At 71.9% G+C, this 24,477-nt stretch carries 17 protein-coding genes; 8 read left to right on the top strand and 9 right to left on the bottom strand.

What is annotated here, in order from left to right:
- Positions 1-13: 13 nt before the first annotated feature.
- Positions 14-1,249, bottom strand: a complete 1,236-nt coding sequence (locus tag HW566_RS11410; RefSeq protein WP_178012992.1) for an esterase/lipase family protein — start codon at positions 1,247-1,249, stop codon at positions 14-16.
- Positions 1,250-2,211: 962 nt separating this feature from the next.
- Positions 2,212-3,168 carry a type I pantothenate kinase gene (gene coaA, locus HW566_RS11405; RefSeq protein ID WP_372955775.1) on the bottom strand — a complete coding sequence of 319 codons (957 nt, stop codon included), beginning with the start codon at positions 3,166-3,168 and terminating at the stop codon, positions 2,212-2,214.
- A 61-nt stretch (positions 3,169-3,229) separates the two neighbouring features.
- On the opposite strand from coaA, the gene HW566_RS11400 reads away from it, so the two are divergent.
- Positions 3,230-4,174: a Ppx/GppA phosphatase family protein gene (locus HW566_RS11400; RefSeq protein ID WP_178012989.1), complete on the top strand. Its 945-nt coding sequence runs from the start codon at positions 3,230-3,232 to the stop codon at positions 4,172-4,174.
- Here the strand turns inward: HW566_RS11400 and HW566_RS11395 are convergent.
- Both HW566_RS11395 and HW566_RS11390 read right to left on the bottom strand, forming a co-directional pair.
- Positions 4,135-5,871 (bottom strand): hypothetical protein, encoded by a 1,737-nt coding sequence (locus HW566_RS11395; RefSeq protein WP_178012987.1) that lies wholly within the window; start codon positions 5,869-5,871, stop codon positions 4,135-4,137. The two genes, HW566_RS11400 and HW566_RS11395, sit on opposite strands and share 40 nt — an antisense overlap.
- Before the next feature lie 112 nt (positions 5,872-5,983).
- The gene (locus HW566_RS11390) at positions 5,984-6,430 is read right to left on the bottom strand and encodes an adenylyltransferase/cytidyltransferase family protein (RefSeq protein WP_178012984.1); all 447 of its coding nucleotides are present in this window, start codon (positions 6,428-6,430) and stop codon (positions 5,984-5,986) included.
- A gap of 382 nt (positions 6,431-6,812) precedes the next feature.
- On the opposite strand from HW566_RS11390, the gene HW566_RS11385 reads away from it, so the two are divergent.
- Both HW566_RS11385 and HW566_RS11380 read left to right on the top strand, forming a co-directional pair.
- On the top strand, positions 6,813-8,291 hold the full coding sequence (locus HW566_RS11385; protein WP_178012982.1) for a sugar transferase: 1,479 nt from the start codon (positions 6,813-6,815) through the stop codon (positions 8,289-8,291).
- Positions 8,291-9,604 (top strand): glycosyltransferase family 4 protein, encoded by a 1,314-nt coding sequence (locus HW566_RS11380; protein ID WP_178012980.1) that lies wholly within the window; start codon positions 8,291-8,293, stop codon positions 9,602-9,604. Before HW566_RS11385 ends, HW566_RS11380 begins: the two co-directional genes overlap by 1 nt.
- Before the next feature lie 300 nt (positions 9,605-9,904).
- Here the strand turns inward: HW566_RS11380 and HW566_RS11375 are convergent, their stop codons facing one another.
- Complete coding sequence (locus HW566_RS11375; protein ID WP_178012978.1) at positions 9,905-15,430, bottom strand: LamG-like jellyroll fold domain-containing protein; 5,526 nt, start codon at positions 15,428-15,430, stop codon at positions 9,905-9,907.
- Between the two features lie 182 nt (positions 15,431-15,612).
- Here HW566_RS11375 and HW566_RS11370 point away from each other — a divergent pair, with 182 nt between their 5' ends.
- Positions 15,613-16,308: a CDP-alcohol phosphatidyltransferase family protein gene (locus tag HW566_RS11370; RefSeq protein ID WP_178012976.1), complete on the top strand. Its 696-nt coding sequence runs from the start codon at positions 15,613-15,615 to the stop codon at positions 16,306-16,308.
- 6 nt (positions 16,309-16,314) lie between these two features.
- On the opposite strand, the gene HW566_RS11365 is transcribed toward HW566_RS11370, so the two are convergent.
- From HW566_RS11365 to HW566_RS11355, 3 genes are read right to left on the bottom strand one after another with little or no spacing between them, the layout of a single operon-like run.
- On the bottom strand, positions 16,315-17,073 hold the full coding sequence (locus HW566_RS11365; protein ID WP_178012975.1) for an SGNH/GDSL hydrolase family protein: 759 nt from the start codon (positions 17,071-17,073) through the stop codon (positions 16,315-16,317).
- Positions 17,070-17,774 (bottom strand): acyltransferase, encoded by a 705-nt coding sequence (locus tag HW566_RS11360; protein WP_178012973.1) that lies wholly within the window; start codon positions 17,772-17,774, stop codon positions 17,070-17,072. Before HW566_RS11360 ends, HW566_RS11365 begins: the two co-directional genes overlap by 4 nt.
- Entirely contained in the window at positions 17,767-18,990 is a 1,224-nt protein-coding gene (locus tag HW566_RS11355; protein WP_178012971.1) for a hypothetical protein, read from the bottom strand. The genes HW566_RS11360 and HW566_RS11355 overlap by 8 nt, the downstream gene beginning before the upstream one ends.
- Before the next feature lie 170 nt (positions 18,991-19,160).
- Here HW566_RS11355 and HW566_RS11350 point away from each other — a divergent pair, with 170 nt between their 5' ends.
- From HW566_RS11350 to HW566_RS11335, 4 genes are all read left to right on the top strand, one after another.
- Positions 19,161-19,697 carry a DapH/DapD/GlmU-related protein gene (locus HW566_RS11350; RefSeq protein WP_178012970.1) on the top strand — a complete coding sequence of 179 codons (537 nt, stop codon included), beginning with the start codon at positions 19,161-19,163 and terminating at the stop codon, positions 19,695-19,697.
- Entirely contained in the window at positions 19,694-20,794 is a 1,101-nt protein-coding gene (locus HW566_RS11345; RefSeq protein ID WP_178012968.1) for a glycosyltransferase, read from the top strand. Before HW566_RS11350 ends, HW566_RS11345 begins: the two co-directional genes overlap by 4 nt.
- 136 nt (positions 20,795-20,930) lie before the next feature.
- Entirely contained in the window at positions 20,931-21,956 is a 1,026-nt protein-coding gene (gene gmd / locus HW566_RS11340; RefSeq protein WP_178012966.1) for a GDP-mannose 4,6-dehydratase, read from the top strand.
- Positions 21,953-22,930 (top strand): GDP-L-fucose synthase family protein, encoded by a 978-nt coding sequence (locus tag HW566_RS11335; RefSeq protein ID WP_178012964.1) that lies wholly within the window; start codon positions 21,953-21,955, stop codon positions 22,928-22,930. The genes gmd and HW566_RS11335 overlap by 4 nt, the downstream gene beginning before the upstream one ends.
- On the opposite strand, the gene HW566_RS11330 is transcribed toward HW566_RS11335, so the two are convergent.
- Positions 22,874-24,373 (bottom strand): hypothetical protein, encoded by a 1,500-nt coding sequence (locus tag HW566_RS11330; RefSeq protein ID WP_178012962.1) that lies wholly within the window; start codon positions 24,371-24,373, stop codon positions 22,874-22,876. The genes HW566_RS11335 and HW566_RS11330 overlap by 57 nt on opposite strands.
- Positions 24,374-24,477 lie beyond the last annotated feature (104 nt).

The raw sequence follows: 24,477 nt of genomic DNA, 5'->3' as shown, positions 1-24,477 counted from the left end.
CGCGACCGGCCGGCTACCCCTGGGCCCGCGCCGTGGGCGGGTGACCGAGGTCCGAGAGCACGGCGTCGACGACCTCGAGGTTCGCGAAGATGGCGTCGTGTCCGCACGCGCCGCCGAACGGCGGCGCCGCCACCTCCCCCGACAGCACGCTCAGGATGCCGCCGAGGCCCGGGGCCAACTGCGTGCGGCACGTCACGACGGTCGCATCGTCGCTTCCGGCCGTGGCCGACGGCTCGGCGACCAGGCCGTCGCCCAGGTGCGCATCCCACGTCGCCCCGGTGGCCAGTGGCAGCGAGACCACCGCGTCACCGGCGATCGCGTGCACCCGCAGCCCGGAGGGCCAGTCCGGAAGGTCGGCGAGGTCGTCCGACCCCGCCCGCAGAGCCGTGCCACCCGGTCCGAGAGCGGCGATCCCGGTGCGGATGACCGGCGGCAGGTCGCAGCCGTCGAGAGCGTCGCCGGCGAGCTGGTTGTTGCAGACGGCCCCGATCCACGGGAGCACCAGGGTCTGCAGCACGGGCAGGGTCGACATCGTGGCGCGGATGACGGCGGCGATGTCGACGGCGACGTTGGCGATGTCGGAGCCCTCGGTGGGGGTCCCGACCGTGACCACCTCGCCGATGAGGTCGGTCAGGCCGGGGGTGTCGCGGAGGGCGTATCGCAGCGCGAGCCCGCCCATGGAGTGCGTCACGATGTCGACCGGTCCGTGCACGGCGGCGGCGATCGAGCGGATGGCGGCGGCGAGGTTCTCGGCCGACCCGTTCGAGCCCACCCAGCCCGCCGAGTTGGCCGAATAGTCGAAGGCGTACACCGCCAGGCCGGGCACCGCTTCGAGCCGCTGCTGGAGGGATGCCGACATGCCGCGTCCCACGGGTTCCCCCGAGCCGTCCTTCCACTGCACCGGACGGGCGAACGGCGAGCGCGCGAAGGCGGATTGGCCGGCTTCGGTCGGCAGCGTCGTGCTCAGCCATCCGTGCACCAGCAAAACGGCTCGTCCGTCCTCGGCCGCGGCGTCGCCGAAACGGACCACCCGGTCGCCCGCGGCGGCGGCCGCAGGGCCGGCCACCGTCGCCGGAGCGAAAGCGGACGAGGCTGCGGCCGGGGCCAGGGTGGCGGTGGCGGCCAGGAGCGCCACGGTGCTCAGCGCGACGGCGCCACGCCACCGGGAGGCCCGGGCGCGACGCCGCAGTCGTACACGCATGCGGACGGTCGCGCGCACGAGCGCGCGTGAGCGACGCCCCAGTTCCATGGATTCATACCTAGCAGGTCGTGATGACGGGTGCGTAACACGATCCGGCGCATGTATCGTTCGCCGGACGAAGACGAGGGCCCTCTCGAGTCAGCCATTTGGGGACTGATTTACTCGAGAGGGCCCCGCAACCCACGCGCTCTCGGTCGGGCCGTTGGGGACGGCGGGGCGACCGAATCACCGCTTGGGGAACGGTTCGAGTACTACGCAGGCGGTTGAAGCCTACCGGATGCGCGCGGCGAGAACACCGATCGCGGCGAGAAGTCCGACTCCCGAAACTGGCGTGTCCCCCTATTGGCGGACACCGACATCGGTTGTACGATCAACCACGACGCGCAGGCTCCCTGCTTTTGGGGGGTGTGGGAGTCACGAAAACGCGTCGAACTCAAGGTGTCGATGGGGATCTGTGCACCGTGAGGGCGTTGTGCAGTGCGCAGCCGCGCACGCGCACTGCACAACGCACACGGTCCGCTCTCGGTTCGGTCGCAAACCTTGCGAGATTCATGCTTCCGGCAACCACGACGCTCTGACATACTGAGCGCAGTCCGCGGCCACGGCCCGGACGAAACGCAGAGTGATTCGACACGCCGGGATGGGACCCGGCGCGATCGGCTCGGCGGTGTTGGGGAACGGGATCACGGCTACGGCCGGTCCCGCTGGGGAATTGGGGACGAGCATGACGAGGCGATTGCATGCGCTCGCACGGCTGCTGGGGAGCAGTCGTCGCGCCGGCGCACGCCGCGTCGGACCGACTCCGCCCGCGCGGCTGCGGCCGACGTCCGAACACGCGCCGTACGGATGTGGCGGCTTCTGCTCGATCACCGCGACCCGGGCCCCGGCCTCGACGGCTCTGCCGACCGGACCGCTCGGTTTCGGGTCGTACCCCTCCCCCTGAGCGGGGGCCGTCCACACCAGGTGTGCCCGTCGATCCTCCGGGGTCGGCGGGCATGCCGCTCTCGGGCTCAGACCTTGCGCAGCAGGACCCGCTCCACGGCGTGGGATGCACCCTTGTGCAGGATGAGCGTCGCGCGATGCTTCGTCGGCAGGACGTTCTCGACCAGGTTCGGCAGGTTGATGTCGTTCCAGAACGTCCGCGCCATCGCGACCGCCTCCTCGTCGTCGAGGTCGGCGAAGGTGTTGAAGTACGACGACGGATTGTTGAAGGCGCCGGCCTTGAGCGTCATGAACCGGTCGACGTACCACCGGCTGATGTGCTCGACCTCGGCGTCGACGTAGATCGAGAAGTCGAACAGGTCGCTCACCGCGACCTCGTGGGGCGCCGGCGGCGGCGCCAGGACGTTGAGCCCCTCGACGATGACGACGTCGGGTCGACGGACGGTGATCTGGGCGTCGGGGACGATGTCGTACCGCATGTGCGAGTAGAAGGGGGCGTGCACCTCGGCTGCGCCGGACTTGACGTCGGTCAGGAACGACAGCAGGGCCCGGCGATCGTACGACTCGGGGAACCCCTTGCGCGCCATCAAGCCGCGGCGCTCGAGCTCGGCATTGGGATAGAGGAAGCCGTCGGTGGTCACGAGCTCGACCCTCGGCGTGCCCGGCCACCGGCTCATGAGCTCGCGCAGCAGGCGCGCCACGGTGGACTTGCCCACCGCGACCGATCCGGCGACGCCGACGACGAAGGGCGTCGTGCTGTCGTCGTCGCCCAGGAAGGCATCGGTGTCGGCACCCAGCCGCCGGGTGGCGCTGGCATACAGCGAGAGCAGCCGGCTCAGCGGCAGGTAGACCTGAGACACCTCACCGAGGTCCATGCGATCGCCCAGACCTCGAAGCTGCACGATCTCGGTCTCGCTCAACGGCTGCAGCGCGCCGGCGGCCAGCCGAGCCCAGTCGGCGCGATCGATCTCGCGATACAGCGAGGGGGCGAGCGGCGCCAGCGCCAGCAGATCTTCAGGTGACATCGCGCTCATCGTAACGTCCTCGGGCCCCGCCGGCCCGGCACCCGGCCGCTACTGTGAAGCTGTGCGCCTGGGAGTCCTCGACATCGGTTCGAACACGGTCCACCTGCTCGTCGCCGATGTGCGCCCCGGTGGCCGGCCTCTGGCACGTACGAGCAAGCGCACGGTGCTGCGCCTCATGCGGTACCTCGAGCCCGACGGCTCGATCAGCGCGGACGGCGTGAGCGCCCTCGTCTCGGCCGTGAGCGAGGCGGTGGCTGTCTCGCGCACCGAGAACGTGGTCGAGCTGCTGGCCACGGCCACCAGCGCCGTGCGCGACGCGACGAACGGCGCGGCGGTCATCGCCGCGATCGAGGATGCCCTCGGCCAGGACCTGCAGGTGCTCGGCGGCGAGTCGGAAGCGCGGTTCACCTTCTTGGCGGTCCGGCGCTGGTTCGGATGGTCCGCCGGGCAGATCCTGCTCTTCGACATCGGCGGCGGGTCGCTCGAGGTCGCCGCGGGCGGCGACGAGCTGCCCGACGTCGCGGCATCCGTCCCCCTCGGCGCCGGCCGCATGACCGTGCAGTTCCTGCCCCAGGACCCGCCGGGCGAGGACGCCGTGGAGCGCTTGCGTGACCACGCGCGCGCCACGCTCCGGCCGGTCGTGGCCTCGATGGCCGACACGGCGCGGCCGGATCACGTCGTCGGCTCGTCCAAGGCGATCCGCTCGCTCGCGAAGCTGGCGGGCTACCCGGTGCCGGGGTGGTCGGGGATCGAGCGGATGACGCTGCCCCGGTCCGCGCTCGGATCGTGGATCCCGCGCCTCGCCCGCCTCCCCGCGTCGGCGCGCCAGGAGCTGCCGGGGATCACCGCCGACCGTACGTTCCAGATCGTCGCGGGAGCGGTCGTGCTGCACGAGGCCATGCGCGCGTTCGATGTCGACGAGCTCGAGGTCTCGCCGTGGGCGCTGCGCGAGGGCGTGCTGCTGCGCTACATCGAATCGCTGTCGTGGAGTGCACCGCCGGCCTGACCGGCACCCACGAGACCGGTTCCCCCGGCGGGCACCGACGCCTCGAGGACGACGTCGCCGGAGCGCTGGAACACCCGGGCCGTCGGACCGAGGGCGATGATCCCCAACCCCCCGCGCGCCGGATCCTCGCGCAGCTCCCCGGGGCTGATGACCCGCACCGTCAGCCCGCCGTCGGCGGCGCTGGTCACCTCGATGAACGCCGTCCTCTCGGACGCGTGTTTGACCGCGTTGACCAGCCCCTCGGCCACGACCGCGACCACCTGCACAGAGACGAGCGGGTCGGACATCGCGGACTTCGCCCCCGCGTCCACCCGTGACTCGACGGCCAGCACCGGCTGCCATGCCGCGACGGTCTCGTCCAACCCGGCGACCCTTCTCGTTCCCGGCCCGGTGGTGCCGAGCGCGTCGGTGAGCGCGTCGGCCACCGCGGCTTCGAACTCCTCGATGTCCGACGCGGTCGCGAGATCATCGTCCACCCGGGCAGCGAGCACGACACAGGTCCCCTGCACCCGCCCGTGGAGGACGTCCGACGCGTGGACGAGCGACTGGCGCGTCGCCGTCGAACGCTCGGCCGCCGAGCGGACGACGGCGCGCAGCGCGCGTCCGAGACGTCGCGCCTCGACCCGGCCCCGGTGCACGGCGTCGGCGCACAACGCCGCGATGACGGCGATCCCCGGCAGGGCGATGATCGTCACGAGCGGGACGAGCCCCCCGGCGCCCGCGACCGCCGCCCCCGCCCCTGCCACGACGAGCCCGGTGATCGACCACACGATCACGAGGATCGCGCCGCGGTCGCGGACCGACCGGTGTCGGGAGAGCCGTCGCACCCCGTGATCGGCGACCAGCGACAGCCCGAGCACACCCGACGCGACCACCAGGAGCAGAATCGGGCCACCCGTGCGGAATGCGAAGGGCGCGCTGCCCGCCGCGAAGATCGTCCCCGCCAGGGCGACCGGGGCGGGTCGCAGGCGCGCGAGGAACGACCGGCCGGGAGGCGGAGGGAAGATCGTCGCGCGATCGGGCAGGACGTCGGCGAGTGCCGTCCGCGCGCGTGCGCGGGCACGATGGCTGGCCGTCCGCACGATGTCGGAGAAGTCGCGGACGTTCTCGAACTCGAGCTTCGACAGCAGCAGCGCGGAGAGCGCATCGCGGAGGGTGCCGATCTCGGCCTCGAGGAACTCACGGCTCTCGCGCTCGAAGCGGCCGGCGCGGCGCTGCTCGTCGCTCACGGCGCGCAGCGCGTCGCTCAAACGCGCCATCGCGGCGTGCGAGCTGGCATACAGCTGCTCGGTGATCGCCACGAGCGAGAGCACGCTGACCCACGCGACGACGTTCGTGAGGATGCGCTCGAACCAGGCGGGGTCGGGAGAGAGCCCGAAGACGCCGACGGTCGCCGCCTCGTTGAGGAACGGTCGGGCCGCGGCAGCGGCCACGAGCGAGGTCAGGACCACCACGCCCCGCGCGGCGCCCCACGGCAGCCGGCGCTCCGCGAGCGCAACGGGCACCAGGACCACGATGAGCACGACGGTCACCGCCAGCGACGACACCAGAGCGGCACCCAGGTCGGACGCTGCCTCGACGGAAGCGTAGGGGGCGAGCACCAGGACGCCGAGGGGAAGCGCGACCACGACGCTCCATATGGTGAAGAACCGTCCACTCGTGACGGCATCCCACCACATCGCGGTCCCCGGGCGCACGCGCGGACGACGTCGCGACAATTGCCCCCGGGTCACATCCGCCCCCTCGAACTCGGCGGGTCGATCTCTCGCTGGCCGAAAGCTTAGCGAACGCCGCGACCAGCCGGTGACGCTACGCGGAGGCTGCGGCGCGACCCCGATCTGCCGCGGCGGTGAGCGCACGGCGCAACTGGGTGCTGGAGGTGTGGGCGGTGTACGGGAAGTACACCACCTCGACCCCCACCCGCGCGAAGCGCCGCTCGAGCTCGCGCCCGCGCTCGGTGTCGCGCCAGTCGTCGCCCTTGAAGAAGTGGGTGAAGCCCACCTCGCGCCAGGCGTCGAGCTTGTCGGGCACCCGTTCGATGTGGACGTCGTCGACGAAGTCGATGTGTCGCACGATCTCGGCGCGTTCGTCGGTGGGGATGAACGGCGAGATGCCCTTGGTGCGCAGGAGCATCTCGTCGCTCACCACCCCTGCGATGAGGACGTCGCAATGCTCCCGCGCACGCCGAAGGATCTGCAGGTGCCCGATGTGAAAGACATCGAACGCCCCGGCGGCATACCCGATCCGCTGTGTCATAGCGCCCCCAAAACGCATGTCACGTCGACCCCCGGTCCCACCCGGCGGACGAATTCCCCAATACCGGCGTAGAGCCGGTGCGATCGACAGTACACCGCAATGACCCGTATTCGGTACTCGGCGTGTCGCGGCTCACGGGGCGCCCCCGACGACGCGCCGGGCAATGCCTCCGCAGCACTTCCCCCGGAGCCGCCGATGGTGTAGAAATCGAGAGCACGGTCGTTTTGGGACGGCCGCGGAGAGATCCGACGCAAACGGGTGCGCGCTTGGGAACGCGTGTCCGTCTGAGCGACATCGTCGCGATGTTCCATTGGGGGGAGCAGATCATGCGTGTTCGTCATGCGACCGATCGGATGCCGGAATCCGGCGTCGGGTCGAGGCAATGACCGCCGTCGACGACCGCGCCGGAATGACCTCGGGCGATGTCCGAGATCCGGCCGTGTCGCCGCGGCGGCAGCCGAGCCTCGCCCTGCGACGTCAGCGGGAACGCCGCTACGCACGGCGGCTGCGCGTCACCGACACGCTGAGCACCGTCGGCGCCGTCGGCGCGGCCGGGGTGCTCACCGTTCAGACCGGCACGTCGGCACCGGTCGCCTTCGCGACGGCAGCGGCGACGCTGCTGGCGTGGCTGACGGCTCTGACGCTCTTCGGTTCGCGTGAGCCGCGCATCATGGGCACCGGATCGACCGAGTACAAGCGGGTCGCCAATGCCACGGGCGTGGCGTTCGGCATGCTCGCCGTGGCGTTCGAGATCGCGCAGTGGAACGGTCTGCGCATGCAGATGCTCATCGCCCTGCCCGCCGGTCTCGCGGCCCTCCTGGTCGCCCGATGGCGGTGGCGCGCCTGGCTGCGCACGCGACGGCGACGGGGCGAGTACGCATCGCCGACGCTGATCACGGGGCGCCGCCGCGACGTCGACTACGTCACGCGCCAGCTGGCCTTGGCCGACAACGGCTTCGCAGTCATCGCGCTCGCCCTCACCGACCACGACGGCGTCGGCGATCCCGGTCGGGTGCACGCGGTCCACTCCGCAGCCGACATCGCACGGGTCGCGCGGGAGGTCAACGCCGACACCATCGTCGTGGCGAGCGTGCCCGATGACGATCCCGATTTCACGCGATCGCTCGCGTGGCAGCTCGAGGGCACGGCGGCCGAGCTCATCGTCTCGAGCCGCCTCGCCGACGTCGCCGGCCCGCGCATCAGCCTGAGTCCGATCGAGGGCCTGCCCCTCATCCACGTCAAGATCCCCGTCTTCGAGGGCGCGGCCCACACGCTCAAGCGCCTGCTCGACCTCGCGGTCGGGGCGCTGGCCTCGGCCGCCGTCGCATTCGCGACCCCCGCGATCGCGCTCGCGATCAAGCTCGACTCCCCCGGGCCGGTGTTCTTCCGTCAGCAGCGCGTGGGTCGCGACGGGCGGGAGTTCACCATGTACAAGTTCCGCTCGATGACCGACACCGCCGAACAGGAGCTCGCCGAGCTGCTTCCCGGCAACGACGGCGCCGGGCCGCTGTTCAAGCTGCGGGACGACCCGCGGGTCACCCGCGTCGGACGCATCCTGCGCCGCTACTCGCTCGACGAGCTGCCACAGTTCTTCAACGTGCTGCGCGGCGAGATGAGCATCTCCGGACCCCGCCCACCGCTGCCCTCGGAAGTGCGCAACTACCAGGGTCGCGTCTTCCGGCGCCTCTACATCAAGCCCGGCATCACCGGCCTCTGGCAGGTGAGCGGCCGTAGCGACCTGTCGTGGGAGGACAGCGTCGCGCTGGACCTCCGCTACGTCGAGAACTGGTCGGTGACCCTCGACCTCATGATCATGTGGCGCACCGTCAAGGTGATGCTCCGACCCGTGGGAGCCTACTGATGAGCCCGCAGCCTCACTCCGTCCCCGGCTCCGTCCTGTTCGTGGGCATCAACTACGCGCCGGAGCCCACCGGCGTCAGCCCGTACACGACCGGAATGGCCGAGGGTCTCGCCCGCGAGGGGTGGGACGTCCGCGTCATCACCTCGTATCCGCATTACCCCTGGTGGCGCACGCCTGACGAATTCCGCGGCCTCCCCGCGGAGGCGACGGTGTCGGGGGTCAAGGTGCGGCGGGTGCGCCATTACGTCCCGCGTGTGCCCAGCACGATCAAACGGGCCCTGTTCGAGGTGTCGTTCGGTGCGCGTGCGCTGATGTGCCGTTGGGACGACCCCGACGCCGTCGTGGTGGTATCCCCCGCACTCCTCGCATCTCGTCTGATCGCCCTCCGTGCCAGGATGCGGCGCATCCCCGTCGTGACCTGGGTGCAGGACATCTATGCGCTCGGCGTCCAAGAGGCCGGCGGCGGGACGGGCGCGGGCGCCATCGGCGCGGTCGAGGCCGGCCTGCTCGCGGCATCCGAACGCGTGGTCGTCATCCACCGGCGCTTCCGCGCCGCCCTCGAGCAGCAGCTCGGGGTCACCCGGCCCATCGATGTCGTGCGCAACTGGTCGCACGTGCCCGAGACCGCGCCTCACGACCCCGCCGACACCCGGCGCCGTCTGGGCTGGCGCGAAGACGAGATCGTCGTCCTGCACACCGGGGCCATCGGCGCCAAGCAGGGCCTCGAGAACGTCGTGGAGGCCGCCGTGATCGCGCGCGCCCAAGGGTCGCGCGTGCGCTTCGTCCTGGTGGGCGACGGCGGTCAGCGCGCGGCGCTCCAGCAGCGTGAGGGCGCGGATGCCGTCACCTTCATCGATCCGCTGCCCGAAGCGGACTACCTGCAGGCGCTCGCGGCCGCAGACGTGCTTCTGGTCAACGAGCGTCCCGGGCTGACCGAGATGTCGGTGCCGAGCAAGCTCACCTCGTACTTCGCCGCGGGGAGGCCCGTGCTCGCGGCGGTGGATACCACCAGCACCACCTTCGCGGAGATGGAGGCAGCAGGAGCGGGACCGATCGTTCCCGCGGCGGCACCGGCGGCACTCGTGACGGCCGCCGAGCAGCTCGCCGCCGATCCGCAGCGGGCTGCACGCTATGGCGCCGCGGCGCAGAGCTATCGCCGACGCATCCTCACCGAGGAGGCCGCCGTCGCGGCCTTCTCACGCAGCCTGGGCGCCGCGATCGCGAGCGTCCGCTCCACCGTGCGTCGCACGTCGAGCCCGGCCCGACCGGGCGGCTCGACCACGACGCTGTCGGCGCGTCGCGCGCCGTCGTGAGCCCGCCACCGTCGTCGGGCTCACCAACGGACGGGGGTCGCGTGATGCGGCCCCCGTCTCGTCGTTCTCGGCACCTCGTGGTCGGGGCCTGAGCCCCCCTTTGGAACGCCTCTCTCAGACCCTCTCGGAACACCCCTATAAGACCCTCTCGGAACACCCCTATAAGACCCCCTCGGAACACCCCTATAAGAGGTGTGTGCGACGGAGTCCGCAGTGCGGGTGACGCGAGCAGGACGAAGGGCCCGGATGACGGTGCGATCATCCGGGCCCTTCCCGCGACACTCGTGCCGCGGCGCGCCCTCAAGGGAGGGTGTAGGTGAGCGTCAGCACGGGCCGCTGCGCGGCCGAGCCGGCCTCGCGCGAGAGGAAGCGGAGGTTGTCGCTTCCCGCCGTCGAGACGCGGACCGTGACCGCCTGCCCGAGCAGTGGCGCGAGCTGGTCGATGGCGAGCGCGGCGGTGTAGGCGGTGTTGGTCGCGGTGGCACCCGTGAGCGATCCGAGCGCCGTCGTGCCGCGCACGGTGGTCGGGCGGTTGTTCCAGGTCAGGGTCGCCTCGTCCCACGCGCCGTCCATCAGATGGAGCTCGTGCGCGCCGGAGCTGCCCGCCGTCGGGTCGGTGGAGGTTCGGAGGCCCAAGCTCGCCGACACCAGGGAGGCGCCGGACGGCAACGTCGGCAGGGCGAGCCTCAGGAAGCTCTGCTGCCCGACGTCACCGCGTGAGACCAGCTGGTTCAGCGTGCCGTAGTTCTGGGCCGGCGTACTGGCATAGCCGGCGGCATCCGCCTCGACCGGCACCGTGACGGTGACCGTCTGCACCGGCGCGACGAGTGTCGCCGACGCCGCGTCCGAAGGTGCGCCGGTGTTGCCGGCCGCATCCCGCGCCACCACTCGGTACCAGTACGTCCCCGGGGCGAGCGGGCCATCGGCGTGCGACGTCGTGGTGACGGTCGCGACGCGCGAACCGGCGTCGGGCGTGAACCCTGCGCTGGCACCGCGGTACACGTCGTAGCTCACCACCGCGACGTCGTCGGTACTCGGTGCCCACGAGAGCTGCGCGCTCGTCCCCGACACCGTCACCGCCGGGGTGCCCGGGCCGCTCGGTGCCGTCGTGTCGGGCGCGGTGATCGTCACCGCGGCCTCGGCCGAAGCGGGCCCGGCGTTGCCGGCCCCGTCGACCGCGACGACGCGGTACACGTACGTACCGGGCTGGAGCGGCCCGTTCTGAGCGCCGAGGCCCGTGGTCTCGGCGACCTTCGTGGCCGCCGAGACGGCGAAGCCCGGTGTGGTGCTGCGGTGGATGTCGTATCGCACGACGCCCCGGTCGTCGGTGGCCGCGGTCCAGGCGAGCGACACCGTGCCGCCCGCCGCACTGGCCTGCACTCCCGACGGTGCCGTGGGCGCGGCCGTGTCGGGTGCCGACAGCGGGGTGAACTCGAGCACGAGGCTCGGGCGGTAGGTCGCGTTGGCCGCCTCGGACGACCACAGCCGCAGGTTGTCGGCGCCCGTTCCCGTCATCCGCAGGCTCGCGGTCTGGCCGAGGAGCGGCCGCAGGGCCGCCGCCGAGAGGTCCACCGTGTAGGCCGTGTTCGTCGCCGGGGCCTGTGCGAGCCGGCCCAGCGGGCTGCCCGCGCCGGTGGGCCGGGTGTTCCACGTGACGGTCGACTCGTTCCAGCTGTCGGGGATCACCGCGACATCGGTCGCCTCCACGCTCGCGGCCGTCGTGTCGGTGGACGTGCGCAGTCGGAGCGTGACCCGGGTCAGGGTCGTACCGTTCGGCGCGGCCGGGAGCTGCGCCGACAGCAGCGACTCGATGAGGCTCGATCCACCGCGGGCGGAGATCTGCGTGTTGGCGCCGTAGTTGGTGCCCGGCACCCCCTGCACGACCATGGCGTCGTCGGCGATCGGCACGGTGACCACAACCGGTTCGACCGACTCGATCGTCACGGCGACCGATACCGCGTCGCCCACGTTGCCGGCCGCGTCGACCGCCCGGATCTTGTAGTGGTAGACGCCGGGGGCCAGCCCCGGGTCGTCGAACCGGAGGTCGGCGACCTCCCCGATGCGGTTCGCCGCGTCGGGGACGAAGGCGGCGTCCGAGCCGCGATGCACGACGTAGCCCGTGACGGCGCGGTCGTCCGTCGCGGCCGTCCACCGCACCTGCACGGTGCCGTCGACCAGTGTCGCCGTCGCTCCCGCCGGTGCGCTGGGCGCCGTGGTGTCGGGAGCGGCGACGGTGCCCGAGGTCGCCGGCGACGCGGCGCTGACGTTCCCGGCCGCGTCGGTCGCGACGACACGGTAGTAGTACGTGCCGGGCGCGGGCGAGGGATCGGTGTACGCCGGACCCGCGACCGTGGCCAGCACAGTGGCGGCCGAGACCGTGAAGTCGGCGGTGGAGCCGCGATGCACGGTGTAGCCCGTGACCCCCACGTCATCCGTCGCCGCGGCCCACGTCAGCGCGACGCCCTCGGCCCCCACCGTCACCGACGGTGCGGCCGGAGTCTGCGGCGGTGTCGTATCGGGCAGCTCGACCTGCACGGCGTCGGTGGCCGGGCCGGCGTTGCCGGCGCCGTCGACCGCGATGACGCGGTAGTAGCGCGTTCCCGGCACCTGGGCGGAGTCCACGAAGGTCGTCGTCGTGCTCGTCCCCAGCCGGGTGTCCTCGCTCACGGCGAAGTCCGGCGTCGTCCCTCGGTAGACGGTGTAGGAGACGACCGCGTGGTCGTCCGTCGCCGCCGTCCACGAGAGGTGCACACCGTCGGCGAGCGCCTCGGCCCCGAGCCCCGAAGGCGCCGTGGGAGCCGTGGTGTCGGCCACGCCGATCGCATAGTGACGGGCGACGTCGGCGGCATCCAGGGTCGTGCCGTAGATCGCGAACTCGTCGAGCTCGCCGTCGAAGTAGAAGGAGCTCGGCTGCCCGGGCCAGCCGCCGAGGTTGCCCCCGCCGACGCGCCAGCGTCCCTGACCCATCTCGGCACCGGTGACGTTGCTCGAGGCGACGAGCTGTCCGTCGACGTACAGCTTGCGCCCGGTCTCGTCGATGACGGCGACCGCCTGGTGCCACCGGTTGTCGTTGTAGGCCTGCGGCGATTCGATGACCGCCGCAGAACCGATCCACGAACCCCAGACCAGTCGCCCCTCGTTGGTCATGTAGAGGTGCTTGTCGTAGTTCCCGCCGTTGCCGGTGAGGGTGTTCTCGAAGCCGAACAGCTTGCCGCCGGCGGTGGTGTCGGTGCGGAACCAGATCTCACCCGATGTGGTGCTGGACGGAGCGGTGGGCTCGGTGAGTCCCACCGTGCCCGACTCGTTGCCGGGCAGGATGATCGAGCCGCTGCCCGATACCGCTCCCGAGGGCTGGGTCGCGGCGCCGGTGTTGTAGGTTCCCCGGCTCCCGCCGAACAGCGAGGCGTCGTCGGCGATACCGGTGGTGTCGTCGAATCGCCAGTACAGCGCGGGGTCGCCGGCGAACACGGCGGCGCCGTAGGCGTCTGCCGGCGCGGAGTTCAGGTCGAGCGTGCGCCCCGAAGCGACGTAGTGCGCGGCGACCCGGTTGGCCGTGAGCGCGGTCGGGTAGATCGCCACCTCGTCGATGAGGCCGGCGAAGAAGTTGCTGGCGGGTTGACCGGGCCAGCCGTTGAGCTGATCGCCGCCCACGCGCCAGACGCCCCAGTAGGCCTGCTGGTTGGGGGTGGTGTTCGCACCCACGCGCAGTCCGTCGACGTACAGCGCCATACCGCCCGGCCCCTGCGTGGCCACGACGTGGTGCCACTGGCCGTCGTTGAGCGCCTGCGGCGTGGTCAGGATGGAGGCTCCCCCGGTCCAGACGCCGAAGGTGACGCGGCCGTCGTTCTGCATGTAGACGTGCCGGTCGTAGGAGCCGCTGAGGTTCGAGATGTTCGAGCCGGTGCGGGGCCGCCCGTTGCCGAAGCCGGCGATCTTGCCGCCCGCGGTCGTCGTGGTGTTGATCCAGGCCTCGACGGTGTAGGTCGAGGGGCCCGAGCGCAGCTGGTCGGTGATGGCGTAGTCGTTGACGCCGTCGAACTGCAGCGATCCGCCGCCGGCCGGCACGGCGCCGGTCGCCGAGACCGTCGCGCCGTCCATCAGCGCGGCGGGAACGGCATCCGTGCGCGTCTGCGCAGCGGCGGAGTCGTGCACCCAGGTGCCGTTGGTCGAGCCCGACCACAGGCTCGTCGGGCCGTCGGCACGGACGGCGGCGGGGTAGTCGGCATCCGCCGACCGTGCCGTCGCGCTGACCGCAGCCGATCGCGCAGAGGTGTTGGTGCCGTCGCTCGCGGTGACACGGTACGAATAGGTAGCCCCGGGGGTGACGGCCGCGTCGACGAAGGTGACCTGCGGCCGCTCCCACCACAGCGAGCGTCCCGTTCCGGTCCAGATGGGCTCGGCGGCGTTGTTGCGGTACACGCTGTAGGTCAGGTGGCTGTCGTCGGCGTCGACCACGGTGCGGAAGCGCACCTGCACGGTGCCGTCGCTCGTGGCCTGCGCGCTCGCGACCGGCGTGGGCGGAGCCCCGGTGTCCTGCGGGCCGAAGCGGGTCAGCCCCTGCTGGGCGCGGCCGTTGATCGAGGTGAAGTCACCGCCGGACCACAGGAACCGCTGGCCGGTGGTGCGTCCGGTCGCGACGACCAGCGCACGCGGGCCGATGCCCTCGCCGATGCCGTCGTTGCCGAGCGGGAGCCAGCCGAGCACCTCCATCGAGTCGGGGTTCTGGGCCATGAAGTAGCGCCGGATGCCGTCGTTGAAGGCGTTGATGCCGCTGCAGTCGTGCGCGTGGCTGGCCGAGTACAGGGTGCCCTCGTACATCACGAGCGACTGCGTCGCACCGAGGCACGTGTCGCGCCACACCTGGTCGCCCGTCGCCCACGAGAAGGCGGCCCTGCCGTCGAACACGCCGCCGCCGGTGCCCTCGTTGCCGATGTAGAACCGGCCGTCGCCGCCATCGATGATCGCCTTGGTGATCGAGTGATCGTGGATGAAGTGCCGGTCGTAGGCGCGCAGGACGGTGCCGCCGGAGCCGTCGACGGCGTCCGCGCCGCTCACGATCGCGATGGAATGCGACTCCACTCCGTTGACGCGCGCAAGGTCACCACCGATGACGACCTTCGACCCGTCGGGCGAGACGGCGACCGCGCGCCCTTCGCCCATCTGCTTCGGAAGCTCCGGTTCACCCGGCCCGGGCGTAGCGCGCACCGCGTTGGCCGTCCAGGGCAGCAGCGCACCCGAGGTGGCGTTGAAGGCGGCGAACGCCTCGCGGGTCTGGCCTCCGACCGTCCTGAACAGACCGCCCGCGTAGAGCACGTCGCCGTGCAGTGCGAGCGCGGTCACCGTCGAGCCGGGCAGCGGCGCACGGAAGGGCGCGACGGTGCAGGCCTGCACGTCGAGCACCGCGACGCGCGCGACGTTCACGCCGCCGACGGCCGAGAAGTTGCCGCCGATGTAGACCCGCGACTGGTCGGCGCTGACGGCGATGGCGCGCACCGTGGGCGTGCCACCACCGAGCGTGACCGGGAACTGGCACGCGTCGGGCTCGCCGGTCTCTGCGTCGAGGACGACGAGCGCGTTGGCTGCGCGGGCGGCGTCGGACCGACCTGCCGGCGGCCGGATCTGCGAGAAGGTGCCGCCGGCGACGACCTTGCCACCCGCGGCTCCCAGCGCGTAGACGGTTCCGTTCGTCTGCCACGTCGTCTGATCCTCGGCCGCGAAGGCGACTCCGGGCGACAGTGCCGACGCGGAATCGGCGACGCTGACGACGCCGGCTCCGATGATGAGTGCCAAGACGGCAGCGGCGACGGCCGCGATGCGTGTACGCACGTGTATTCCCCAAGTGTTTCGCGCCCTCGCGGACGCTCCCCCGAGCGCACGACCCCCGCCGCACGCTTTCCCCAGTGCGTCGGACGCATGCCCCAGCACGAGTCCGACTGGGTGCATCGTACACTGTCGTTCAGGGGACGCATAGGTCGGATCGGGCCGGCCGGGCGGAAATGGGGATATCGATGCGATTTCGGGATGCGTGGAACAGTCTGCGGGCGGCACAGAAGGGCAAGCGGGGGGTCTCGCTCTACTCGCGGTGGGTGAACCGTCCGCTGGGCCGGATCTTCGCTGCCGGGGCGGCGTCGGCGGGCATCGGCCCGAATGCGGTCACGGGGGTCTCGGCTCTCGCGACGATCGCCGCCCTGGTCGTCGTCGCGGCGGTGCCGATGAGCATCGGGAGCGGGATCGCCGCGGCGACGCTCCTCGTGCTCGGATTCGCGCTCGACGCTGCCGACGGGCAGGTGGCGCGACTCACGGGTGCGTCCTCACGCGCGGGCGAGTGGCTCGACCATGTCGTCGACGCGGGCAAGATGGTCGGCGTGCACGCCGCCGTCCTCATCGGCTTCGTCGCGAGCGGACGCGCCAGCGGGCCCTGGCTGTTGCTGCCCCTGGCCTACGCGCTCGTCGCCGTCGTGCTGTTCGCGGGCCTCACGCTCTATTCGCTGCTGGCCCCGCCCGCTGACGCCGGCAGCCGACCGCCCTCGACCCTGCGCGCGGTGCTGCTGCTGCCGGCGGACTACGGCGTGCTCGCCATGGCGTTCGTGCTGTGGGGCGCACCGACCGTGTTCATCGCGGTCTATGCGGCGCTGCTCCTGGCGACGAGCGTCATCACCGCACTGCTGTGCCGCAAGTGGTTCCGTTCGCTCGCCGCCGCGTGAGCGCGTTCACTCCAGGGCGCTGATGACGGCACGGGCGATCGCCGCATGGCCGGCATCGCTCGGATGGATGCCGTCGTCCGCCAGCAGCTCGCCGCCGCCGGCGAGCGGCTGGCCGATGTCGAGCCAGGTCGCGCCGATGCGCTCGGCGTCGTCATGGACGACGTCCGAGAGGCGCGCGACCGCCTCGGGCTCCTGTTCGTGCCAGAGGACGTCGGTGACGTAGATCCGGCTGCCCGGATATGCCGCGGCCACCGTTTCGAAGAAACCGTCGACCTCGGCGTCGACCGGGTCGCCGCCGACGTCGTTGCGTCCGCCCGAGACCACCACGATGTCGGGCAGCAGCGACGCCCCCTCGATCGCCATCTGTCCGAAGGTCGGACACACGTCGCGGCCGCACGCCGCGGGGGCGTCGTCGCCGGTGACCGTCGAGGCGAACCCCGTCCCGCCACGGGCGAGGTTGCGCACGCGCCAGCCCTCCGCCTCCCCGACCAGGCTCGCCCATCCTCGCGCCCTGTCGGAGGCCCCGACCCCGGCCGTGTAGGAGTCACCGAGGAAGACGACGATCGGCGAAGGCACGTCCTCGACCGCCTCGCTCGGACGCAGCGCGGCTCCGCCCGCGATCAGGCCGCCGACGGCGGCGACCGAGAGCACCACCGACCACACCGGCATCCCGCCCCAATCGCGCTGCCACCAGTGGGCGCCGCCGATGCCGCGGTGTCGACGCGGTGGGGCCGCCGCACGGCGCGATCGCGACCGCTGGATCATCGGCCGCTCACGATCGTGTCGGTCTCGGGGATCCACAGATCGTGGGTGGAGGTCTCGTCACGGTCGAACCAGGCACCCGAGACCGCCCCCCGGTGCCGCGCGGGCACGCCGGCCCACAGGCCCGGCTCCGGGTCCGGGCGCGAGCGCGTGAGCACCGACCCGGCGCCGAGCACCGACCTCGGCGGCAGCATCGCCCCGCCCAGGATGAGCACGCGCGTGCCCACGAAGGAGCGCTCGCCGATCACGACCGGGAACGCCGCCTGCGCGTTGCGGGTCAGGTCGACGCTGTGCGACATGACCCGGCTCTGGTGCCCGGCGATCGACGCGAAAGCGCCCAGGGTCACCGAGCCGGAGCAGTCGAGCTGATGCCGACTGGTGATCTTGGCGTGGTCGCCGAGGATCAGCGAGCCGCCGCCGGGAAGGTGCCGGACGAACAGCGGGTGCGACGACATCAGGTTCCAGCGCCCGATCATCGCGTCCGCCCCGAGGCTGATCCGGCTCATGTTCTTCACCACGTTCGCCGAGCCGAACGAGGCCCGCGGCCCGAGCTCGAACGAGCGGACGCGCCAGACGATGCTGGACCGGGCTCGCGCGGCGGGATGCACGCGGTGCCCCGCGCGGCGCAGCAGGGCGTTCTTGACCTGGCTCGCCGGCAGCAGCCAGAGCGCGAGCAGCAGCAGGTCGCGGACCTTCTCAGGCATCGATCTCCTCCCGGACGATGACGGTGTCGCTCGACCGGATGGTGCGCGAGGCGGCGACCACCTCGACGGCGCACCGGGTGAGCAATCCGACGACGACGGCGGCCAGGGCGCCCACGGCGCCCCAGAAGACGGCTCCGACGGCGACGAGCGGCAGGGCGACGAGCGTGCTGACGATCGTCGCGTGGGAACCGATCCGCAGGCGCCCGAGCGAGGGCAGCAGCGCCTTCGCGACGAGCGACTCGAAGAAGTTGATCGCCACGAACAGCGACATCAGCACCACGGCCAGCGGGGCGACGGCGATCTCGCCGCTGCCGAGCCAGCGCAGCGCCGGATCACCGGCGAGCACGACCGCGACGCCGATGACGAGGGCGGTGCCGCCGCCCACCAGCAGCGCGCTGCGGGCGCGGGACGCGCTCTGGGCGGCGTCGCGCCGCGGGACCCATCCCTGCGCGACGGTGATGACCGGCTGCAGGGCGACGCTGATCTGCCGCTGGAACTTGTCGACGAGGGCGAAGACCGGTTGCGCCGCCGGAGCGAAGACGGTGACGACCACGAGCGGGAGGGCGATGTACGCCGCCGAGCCGAGGGCGGATCCCATGCCGTGACGCTGATCCGACAGCACTCGCGCGAGACGCGCGGGTCGCGGCGCGAGCGCGCGGTCGCGGCGCGTCCGCAGCAGGATCCAGGTGGTCGAGCACACGAACGCGGCGACCATGCCGCCGAGCATGCCGCCCAGGCCGGCGGCGCCGCCGGCTCCCCCGAGCATGAGCGCGATGCCGACGGCGGTGCCGATCACGCGGGGCAGCGTCTCGGCGAGCAGCAGCGCGTACGGCGCACCGACGCCGACGAAGTACCAGTTGGCCGAGACGCCGGCGGCGGCGGCGGCGACCGCACCGAGAACGGCGAGCGCCGGCGACTGCGGAGCCAGCAGCGCCGCGGCGAGGCCGCTGAGCGCGGCGATCGGCGCGAAGAGGGCGAGTCGCGCGCGCACGGACTCGACGTAGGCGGTGCGGCGGAGCGGGCCGTCCGAGACGGCGATGCGCGCCGGGCCCGACACGCCCCAGCCGAAGCCGATGGCCGCGGCGGCGATCGCGCCGACCGCCTGCCCCAGCGCGATCGCGCCCCAGCCGCGGTCGCCCTCGGCGGCCACCATCACCGGTATCGCTGCCAGCGATGCGATCGCCAGCAGACCGATCGACAGAGCGAAACCCGACATCCTGCCGAGCCCACCCGAAAGACGGCGCAATCGCCGTCGCACGTCGGACATCCCCCAACACCCCCGATTCCGGGCGACGTCCCCACGTCCGCCCGTACGGGGAGACCGTACCGCATCCGCGGACGCTGTGTCTGCAGCGCGGACGCGCCCCGTGTGTACGATGAGGCGCCATGGGGGCAGGGCGACACCTCGCTGGGTTCAGCGGAACGGGATACGACAAGGGCCGCGGGCTCATCTGGCAAGCGGCATGGCAGCTCGCATCGGCGGTCGCGGTGATGCCGTGGTTCGTGCCGGTGCGGGTGCGCGTAGCGGTGCTGCGCGCGTTCGGAGCGCGGATCGGGCACGGGGTGAACCTCCGCGCCGGGGTGCGGGTGCACTGGCCCTGGAAGCTCGAGATCGGCGACGACACGTGGATCGGCGAGCGCGCCTGGATCCTGAACCTGGAACCCGTGACCATCGGCAGCGACGTGTGCATCTCGCAGAGCGCGCTGCTGTGCACCGGCAGCCACGACCGCCGCTCGCCCACGTTCGAGTTCGACAACGCGCCGATCGTCGTGGAGGACGGCGCCTGGGTCGCCGCCCGGGCCACGGTGCTGCGCGGGGTGCGGATCGGCGCCGGTGCACTCGTCGGCGCGACGGCGCTCGTCGTCCGCGACGTCCCCGCCGGCGGGACCCTGCTCGCCCCGGCCGCGGTCGTGCGCTCGTGAGGGTCCTCGCGGTCGTCACCCTGGTCAGTCCGCACGGGGAGTACGGCGGACCCGTGCGCGTGGCGGTCAACCAGCTCGCCGCCCTCCGCGACCTCGGTCACGACGTGGTGCTGGCGGGCTCCGCCCGCGGCTACGACACGATGCCGACCGAGGTCGACGGCGTGCCGGCCCGCCTGTACCCCGCCCGCACGATCGTTCCCGGCATCGGCTTCGCGGGCGTGGGCTCACCCGCACTCCTGCGGGCGCTGCGGCGTCACGTCGGGGAGTTCGACGTGGTGCACGTGCACGCCGCGCGCGATCTCGTCACCCTGCCGGCGGCGCGCATCGCGCAGGCGCGCGGCATCCCGACCGTCCTGCAGACCCACGGCATGATCGACGAGACGTCGAACCCGCTCGCGGTGCCCCTCGATGCGCTTCTGACGCGGCCCGCCCTGACCGCGGCTCGCGTGGTCACCCACCTGACCCCTCGCGAGCGAGCGTCGCTCGAGGTGGTCGGACGCGGCCGGGCCCGCCTGACCGAGCTGCCCAACGGCGTCCCCGCGGGTCCCGCCGCCGCCGCCGACGGGCCGGAGCTGCTGTACCTCGCGCGTCTGGCTCCCCGCAAGCGGCCCGGCCACTTCGTCGAGGCCGCCTCGATCCTGGCGGCGGAGTTCCCGGCGGCGCGCTTCACGCTCGTCGGGCCCGACGAGGGCGAAGGCGACGCCGTCCGCGCGGCCATCGCGGCGTCGGGTCACCACGACCGCATCCGCTGGGAGGGCGCCCTCGCGCCGGCACTGACCGGCGAGCGGATGCGGCAGGCGACCGGCTACGTGCTGCCCGCCGTCGACGAGCCGTATCCGATGTCGGTGCTGGAAGCGATGTCGGCGGGGCTCCCCGTGGTCGTCACCGACACGTGCGGGCTCGCCGGCGCCGTGCGCACCGCGGACGCGGGCATCGTCACCGACGGCGGGCTCGACGACCTCGTCGTGGCCATGCGCAGACTGCTCGAGGACCCCGCTGCCGGTCGGGTGCGCGGCGAACGCGGCCGGGCCCTCACCCGGGAGCGATTCACGATGCCGGCGATCGCCCGGAGGTTGGTCGGTCTGTACGCGGAGTGATCCGCGCTTGCCGTGAGGCGATCCGCATCCCTATACTCGCAACACCGTCGATTTGGGGATCGGCACGCGCCGGGTGGAGGGGTCCACACGGGTCGCGCGACGGGGCTGCAGCGCCGAGGCTTTGGGGGAGACGCTCATGAAGCGTGCATTCATCACCGGTATCACGGGCCAGGACGGCTCCTACCTCGCCGAGCTGCTGCTCGCGAAGGGGTACGAGGTCCACGGACTCGTGCGTCGCGCCTCGACGTTCAACACGTCGCGGATCGACCACCTCTACGTCGATCCGCACGAGGTGGGGGCACGGCTGTTCCTGCACTACGGGGATCTCAGCGACGGCGTGCGCATGACCACGCTGCTGGCGCAGATCCAGCCCGACGAGGTCTACAACCTCGGCGCGCAGTCGCACGTGCGCGTCTCGTTCGACGAGCCCGAGCACACCGCCGACACCACCGGCACCGGCTCGGTGCGCCTGCTCGAAGCGGTGCGCATGGCCGGGATCCAGACGAAGTTCTACCAGGCGTCCTCGTCCGAGCTCTACGGCGCGACACCGCCGCCGCAGAGCGAGACCACGCCGTTCTACCCGCGTTCGCCCTACGCCGCCGCGAAGCTGTACAGCTACTGGATCACCAAGAACTACCGCGAGGCGTACGACATGTTCGCCGTCAACGGCATCCTGTTCAACCACGAGTCGCCGCGCCGCGGCGAGACGTTCGTGACGCGCAAGATCACCCGCGCGGTCGCCGCCATCAAGCTCGGCGTGCAGGACCACGTGTACCTCGGCAACATCGACTCCGTGCGCGACTGGGGCTACGCCGCCGAGTACGTCGAGGGCATGTGGCGGATGCTGCAGGCCGACGAGCCGGAGGACTTCGTGCTGGCCACGGGCATCGGCATCACGGTGCGCGACTTCCTGTCGGCGGCCTTCGAGCACGCCGGCCTCGACTGGCAGCGCCACGTGCGCTTCGACGAGCGCTACCTGCGCCCGACCGAGGTCGACGCACTGATCGGCGACCCGAGCAAGGCCGAGGAGAAGCTCGGCTGGAAGGCGACCGTCGGGCCGCTCGAGCTCGCCCGCATCATGGTCGACGCCGACATCCGCGCCCTCGAGTACGCCGGCCGGCCCTGGATCGACACGGTCGCACTCTCGGGTTGGGCAGCGTGAGCGACGACCTGTCGTTCACCCCGAGCCGTCTCGATCGCCACGCGGCCTTCTTCGTCGCCGGCCATCGCGGGCTCGCGGGCAGCGCGGTGCTGCGCCATCTCGAGGCCGAGGGCTTCGACCGTCTCGTCACCCGGACCTCGTCCGAGCTCGATCTCACCGAGCGCGACGCCGTGTTCCGGTTCTTCCGCGACGAGCGGCCGCGCTACGTGGTGCTGGCTGCGGCGAAGGTCGGCGGGATCCTGGCCAACAGCACCTACCCGGTCGACTTCCTGAGCGTCAACCTGCGGATCCAGTCCAACGTGATGGATGCCGCGGCCGAGGTCGGTGTCGAGCGGCTCGTGTTCCTCGGGTCGTCGTGCATCTACCCGAAGTTCGCGCCGCAGCCGCTGCGTGAGGACAGCCTGCTGACCGGGCATCTCGAGCCGACCAACGACGCCTATGCGATCGCCAAGATCGCCGGCATCCTGCACGCGCAGGCGGTGCGCCGTCAGTACGGGCTGCCGTGGATCTCGGCCATGCCGACGAACCTCTACGGCCCGAACGACAATTTCTCACCACTGGGCTCGCACGTGCTCCCCGCCCTGATCCGCCGCTACGACGAGGCCGCCGCGTTCGGCAGCCCCGTCGTGACGAACTGGGGCTCGGGGCGTCCGCGCCGCGAGTTCATGCATTCGGACGACCTCGCCGCCGCCATCCTGCACCTCATGGAGCGCTACGACGGCGCATCGCACGTGAACGTCGGCACGGGAAGCGACACCACCATCCGCGAGGTCGCCGAGCAGATCGCCGACATCGTCGGCTTCCGCGGTGAGACGCGGTGGGACACCGACAAGCCGGACGGCACCCCGCAGAAGCTGCTCGACATCTCGCTGCTGCGCTCCACCGGCTGGGAACCGGGCATCGGACTGCGAGGCGGACTAGCTCGGACGATCGCCTGGTACCGGCGCAGCCACGCCGAGCTGCGCGTCGCCTGAGGCGACGCCACCCGAACCCTCGTCGCCGGGCGAACCCAGACGCCCGGCGACGAGAACCAGGCACACGATCATGACCGTCGTGGCCCCTGTGGCCTGCAGCAGCGAGCCCCGCATGAGGATGGTCATGTAGACCGGGAGCACCGCTCCCACGATCGCCCAGACTCCGCCGGTCGGGAACGCCGATACGATACGCACGTCCATCGCCCGCAGCAGCAGCCCGAGGGCGGCGAAGACCACGACGACCGCGATGACGCCTCCGTTGACCATGGCTTCGGCCCACAGGGGTGCCGACAGGTTGTCGAAGCTGTAGCCGCGGTACTCCGCGAGCACGATGCCCGTGTCGGTCGGCTTGTCGGCCCAGACCGCTCGCGGCACCCAGAACAGGATGCTGCCGAGGAACTGTCGCGCGGGCTCCACCAGCCCGTCCAGCCAGTACGCCAGCGAGTTGGCGACCTGCCAGAAGGCGTCGTAGTCGGGGTTGGCGAGGTACTCCCCGAAGAAGCTCGTGCGGTTCACCCGGACCTCGTCGGTGCGGAAGGCGTCGGCGATCGGGAAGAGGAACAGGAACGCCACGATGGCGCCGAGCATCGTGACGCGGGCCCGCAGCCGCGTCGCTGCCGCCCCGGCGAAGATCGCCAGCGCGACGGCCACGGTGCCGAAGGTGTAGCGGGCGCTCGCGATCGGGTTGACGATCAGCAGCAGCACGACCGCCGCGGCGACCGCGGCCGCCGTATAGGCGATGCGCACCGAGCGGGAGGTCGCCGACCGCCGCAGCTGCGCCATCGCGCCCGTCGCGATCAGGAGCGGGTAGACGGCGGCGGCGTACATGACGGCGCGGACGGCGGGGTCGGGCCAGCGGGCCTCGCGGGCGTCGAACGCGGCCTCACGGCTGCCGAGGGCGGCGGCCGGGCCGAGCTGCACCACGAAGAACGCGCTGATGCCGAGACCGATCACGGCCAGCGCGATCGCGCGTACGGGAGCGACGCTCCGTGGCACCTGCGCCGTGCGGGGCGGCCGGGAGTGCTGACGCAGCATCCACGCGGCGCGGGCGAGCTCGTAGCATCCGATGCCGAGGGCGACGATACCCGCGGTGGGCAGGTCGAAGGCGGAGTCGATGCCGGGAGTCGTCGTCGACACGGCGTCGGCGCGGATCTGCGCGGTCGGGGCGAGCCCCATGAAGATGTACCCGAAGACCCAGAAGAAGAAGTCGAACAGGTGCGGCCGGCCCGACACCCACGTCACCGACAGGCGGATGCCGCCGTAGATCATGATGAGCAGCGTCACGATCCACGCGTCGCTGCGCCCGCTGTCGGGGATGTCGGAGACCAGCGCCACGGGCAGCGCGACGCTCAGGACGCCGATCGACAGCGCGAGCAGGGCGATGCGAGCGCCTCCGCGCAACGGCGCCTCGGACGCGACGTGCGCGCCCGGGTCCGAGAACATTCCGGTTTGCTTCCCCACGAGCCCCCCCTCGCATATCATGTCAGACGGGGGTCCGCGTGTTCGTCACGCGGCGTATTGGGGCCGCGTCGAGTGATCGACGCGCG

This window comes from Microbacterium oleivorans (assembly GCF_013389665.1).
Lineage (GTDB): Bacteria > Actinomycetota > Actinomycetes > Actinomycetales > Microbacteriaceae > Microbacterium > Microbacterium oleivorans_C.
The sequence above is the reverse complement of the archived record's forward strand: the minus strand, read 5'-3'. Positions and strand labels throughout refer to the sequence as shown.

Bases quoted from the DNA above. Each gene is read 5' to 3' on its own strand.
- HW566_RS11365 (WP_178012975.1), bottom strand. From the start codon at position 17,073: ATGATCCAGCGGTCGCGATCGCGCCGTGCGGCGGCCCCACCGCGTCGA.
- HW566_RS11380 (WP_178012980.1), top strand. From the start codon at position 8,291: ATGAGCCCGCAGCCTCACTCCGTCCCCGGCTCCGTCCTGTTCGTGGGC.
- HW566_RS11355 (WP_178012971.1), bottom strand. From the start codon at position 18,990: ATGTCGGGTTTCGCTCTGTCGATCGGTCTGCTGGCGATCGCATCGCTG.
- gmd (WP_178012966.1), top strand. From the start codon at position 20,931: ATGAAGCGTGCATTCATCACCGGTATCACGGGCCAGGACGGCTCCTAC.
- HW566_RS11410 (WP_178012992.1), bottom strand. From the start codon at position 1,249: ATGGAACTGGGGCGTCGCTCACGCGCGCTCGTGCGCGCGACCGTCCGC.
- HW566_RS11360 (WP_178012973.1), bottom strand. From the start codon at position 17,774: ATGCCTGAGAAGGTCCGCGACCTGCTGCTGCTCGCGCTCTGGCTGCTG.
- HW566_RS11370 (WP_178012976.1), top strand. From the start codon at position 15,613: ATGCGATTTCGGGATGCGTGGAACAGTCTGCGGGCGGCACAGAAGGGC.
- coaA (WP_372955775.1), bottom strand. From the start codon at position 3,168: ATGTCACCTGAAGATCTGCTGGCGCTGGCGCCGCTCGCCCCCTCGCTG.
- HW566_RS11330 (WP_178012962.1), bottom strand. From the start codon at position 24,373: ATGTTCTCGGACCCGGGCGCGCACGTCGCGTCCGAGGCGCCGTTGCGC.
- HW566_RS11390 (WP_178012984.1), bottom strand. From the start codon at position 6,430: ATGACACAGCGGATCGGGTATGCCGCCGGGGCGTTCGATGTCTTTCAC.
- HW566_RS11350 (WP_178012970.1), top strand. From the start codon at position 19,161: ATGGGGGCAGGGCGACACCTCGCTGGGTTCAGCGGAACGGGATACGAC.
- HW566_RS11385 (WP_178012982.1), top strand. From the start codon at position 6,813: ATGACCGCCGTCGACGACCGCGCCGGAATGACCTCGGGCGATGTCCGA.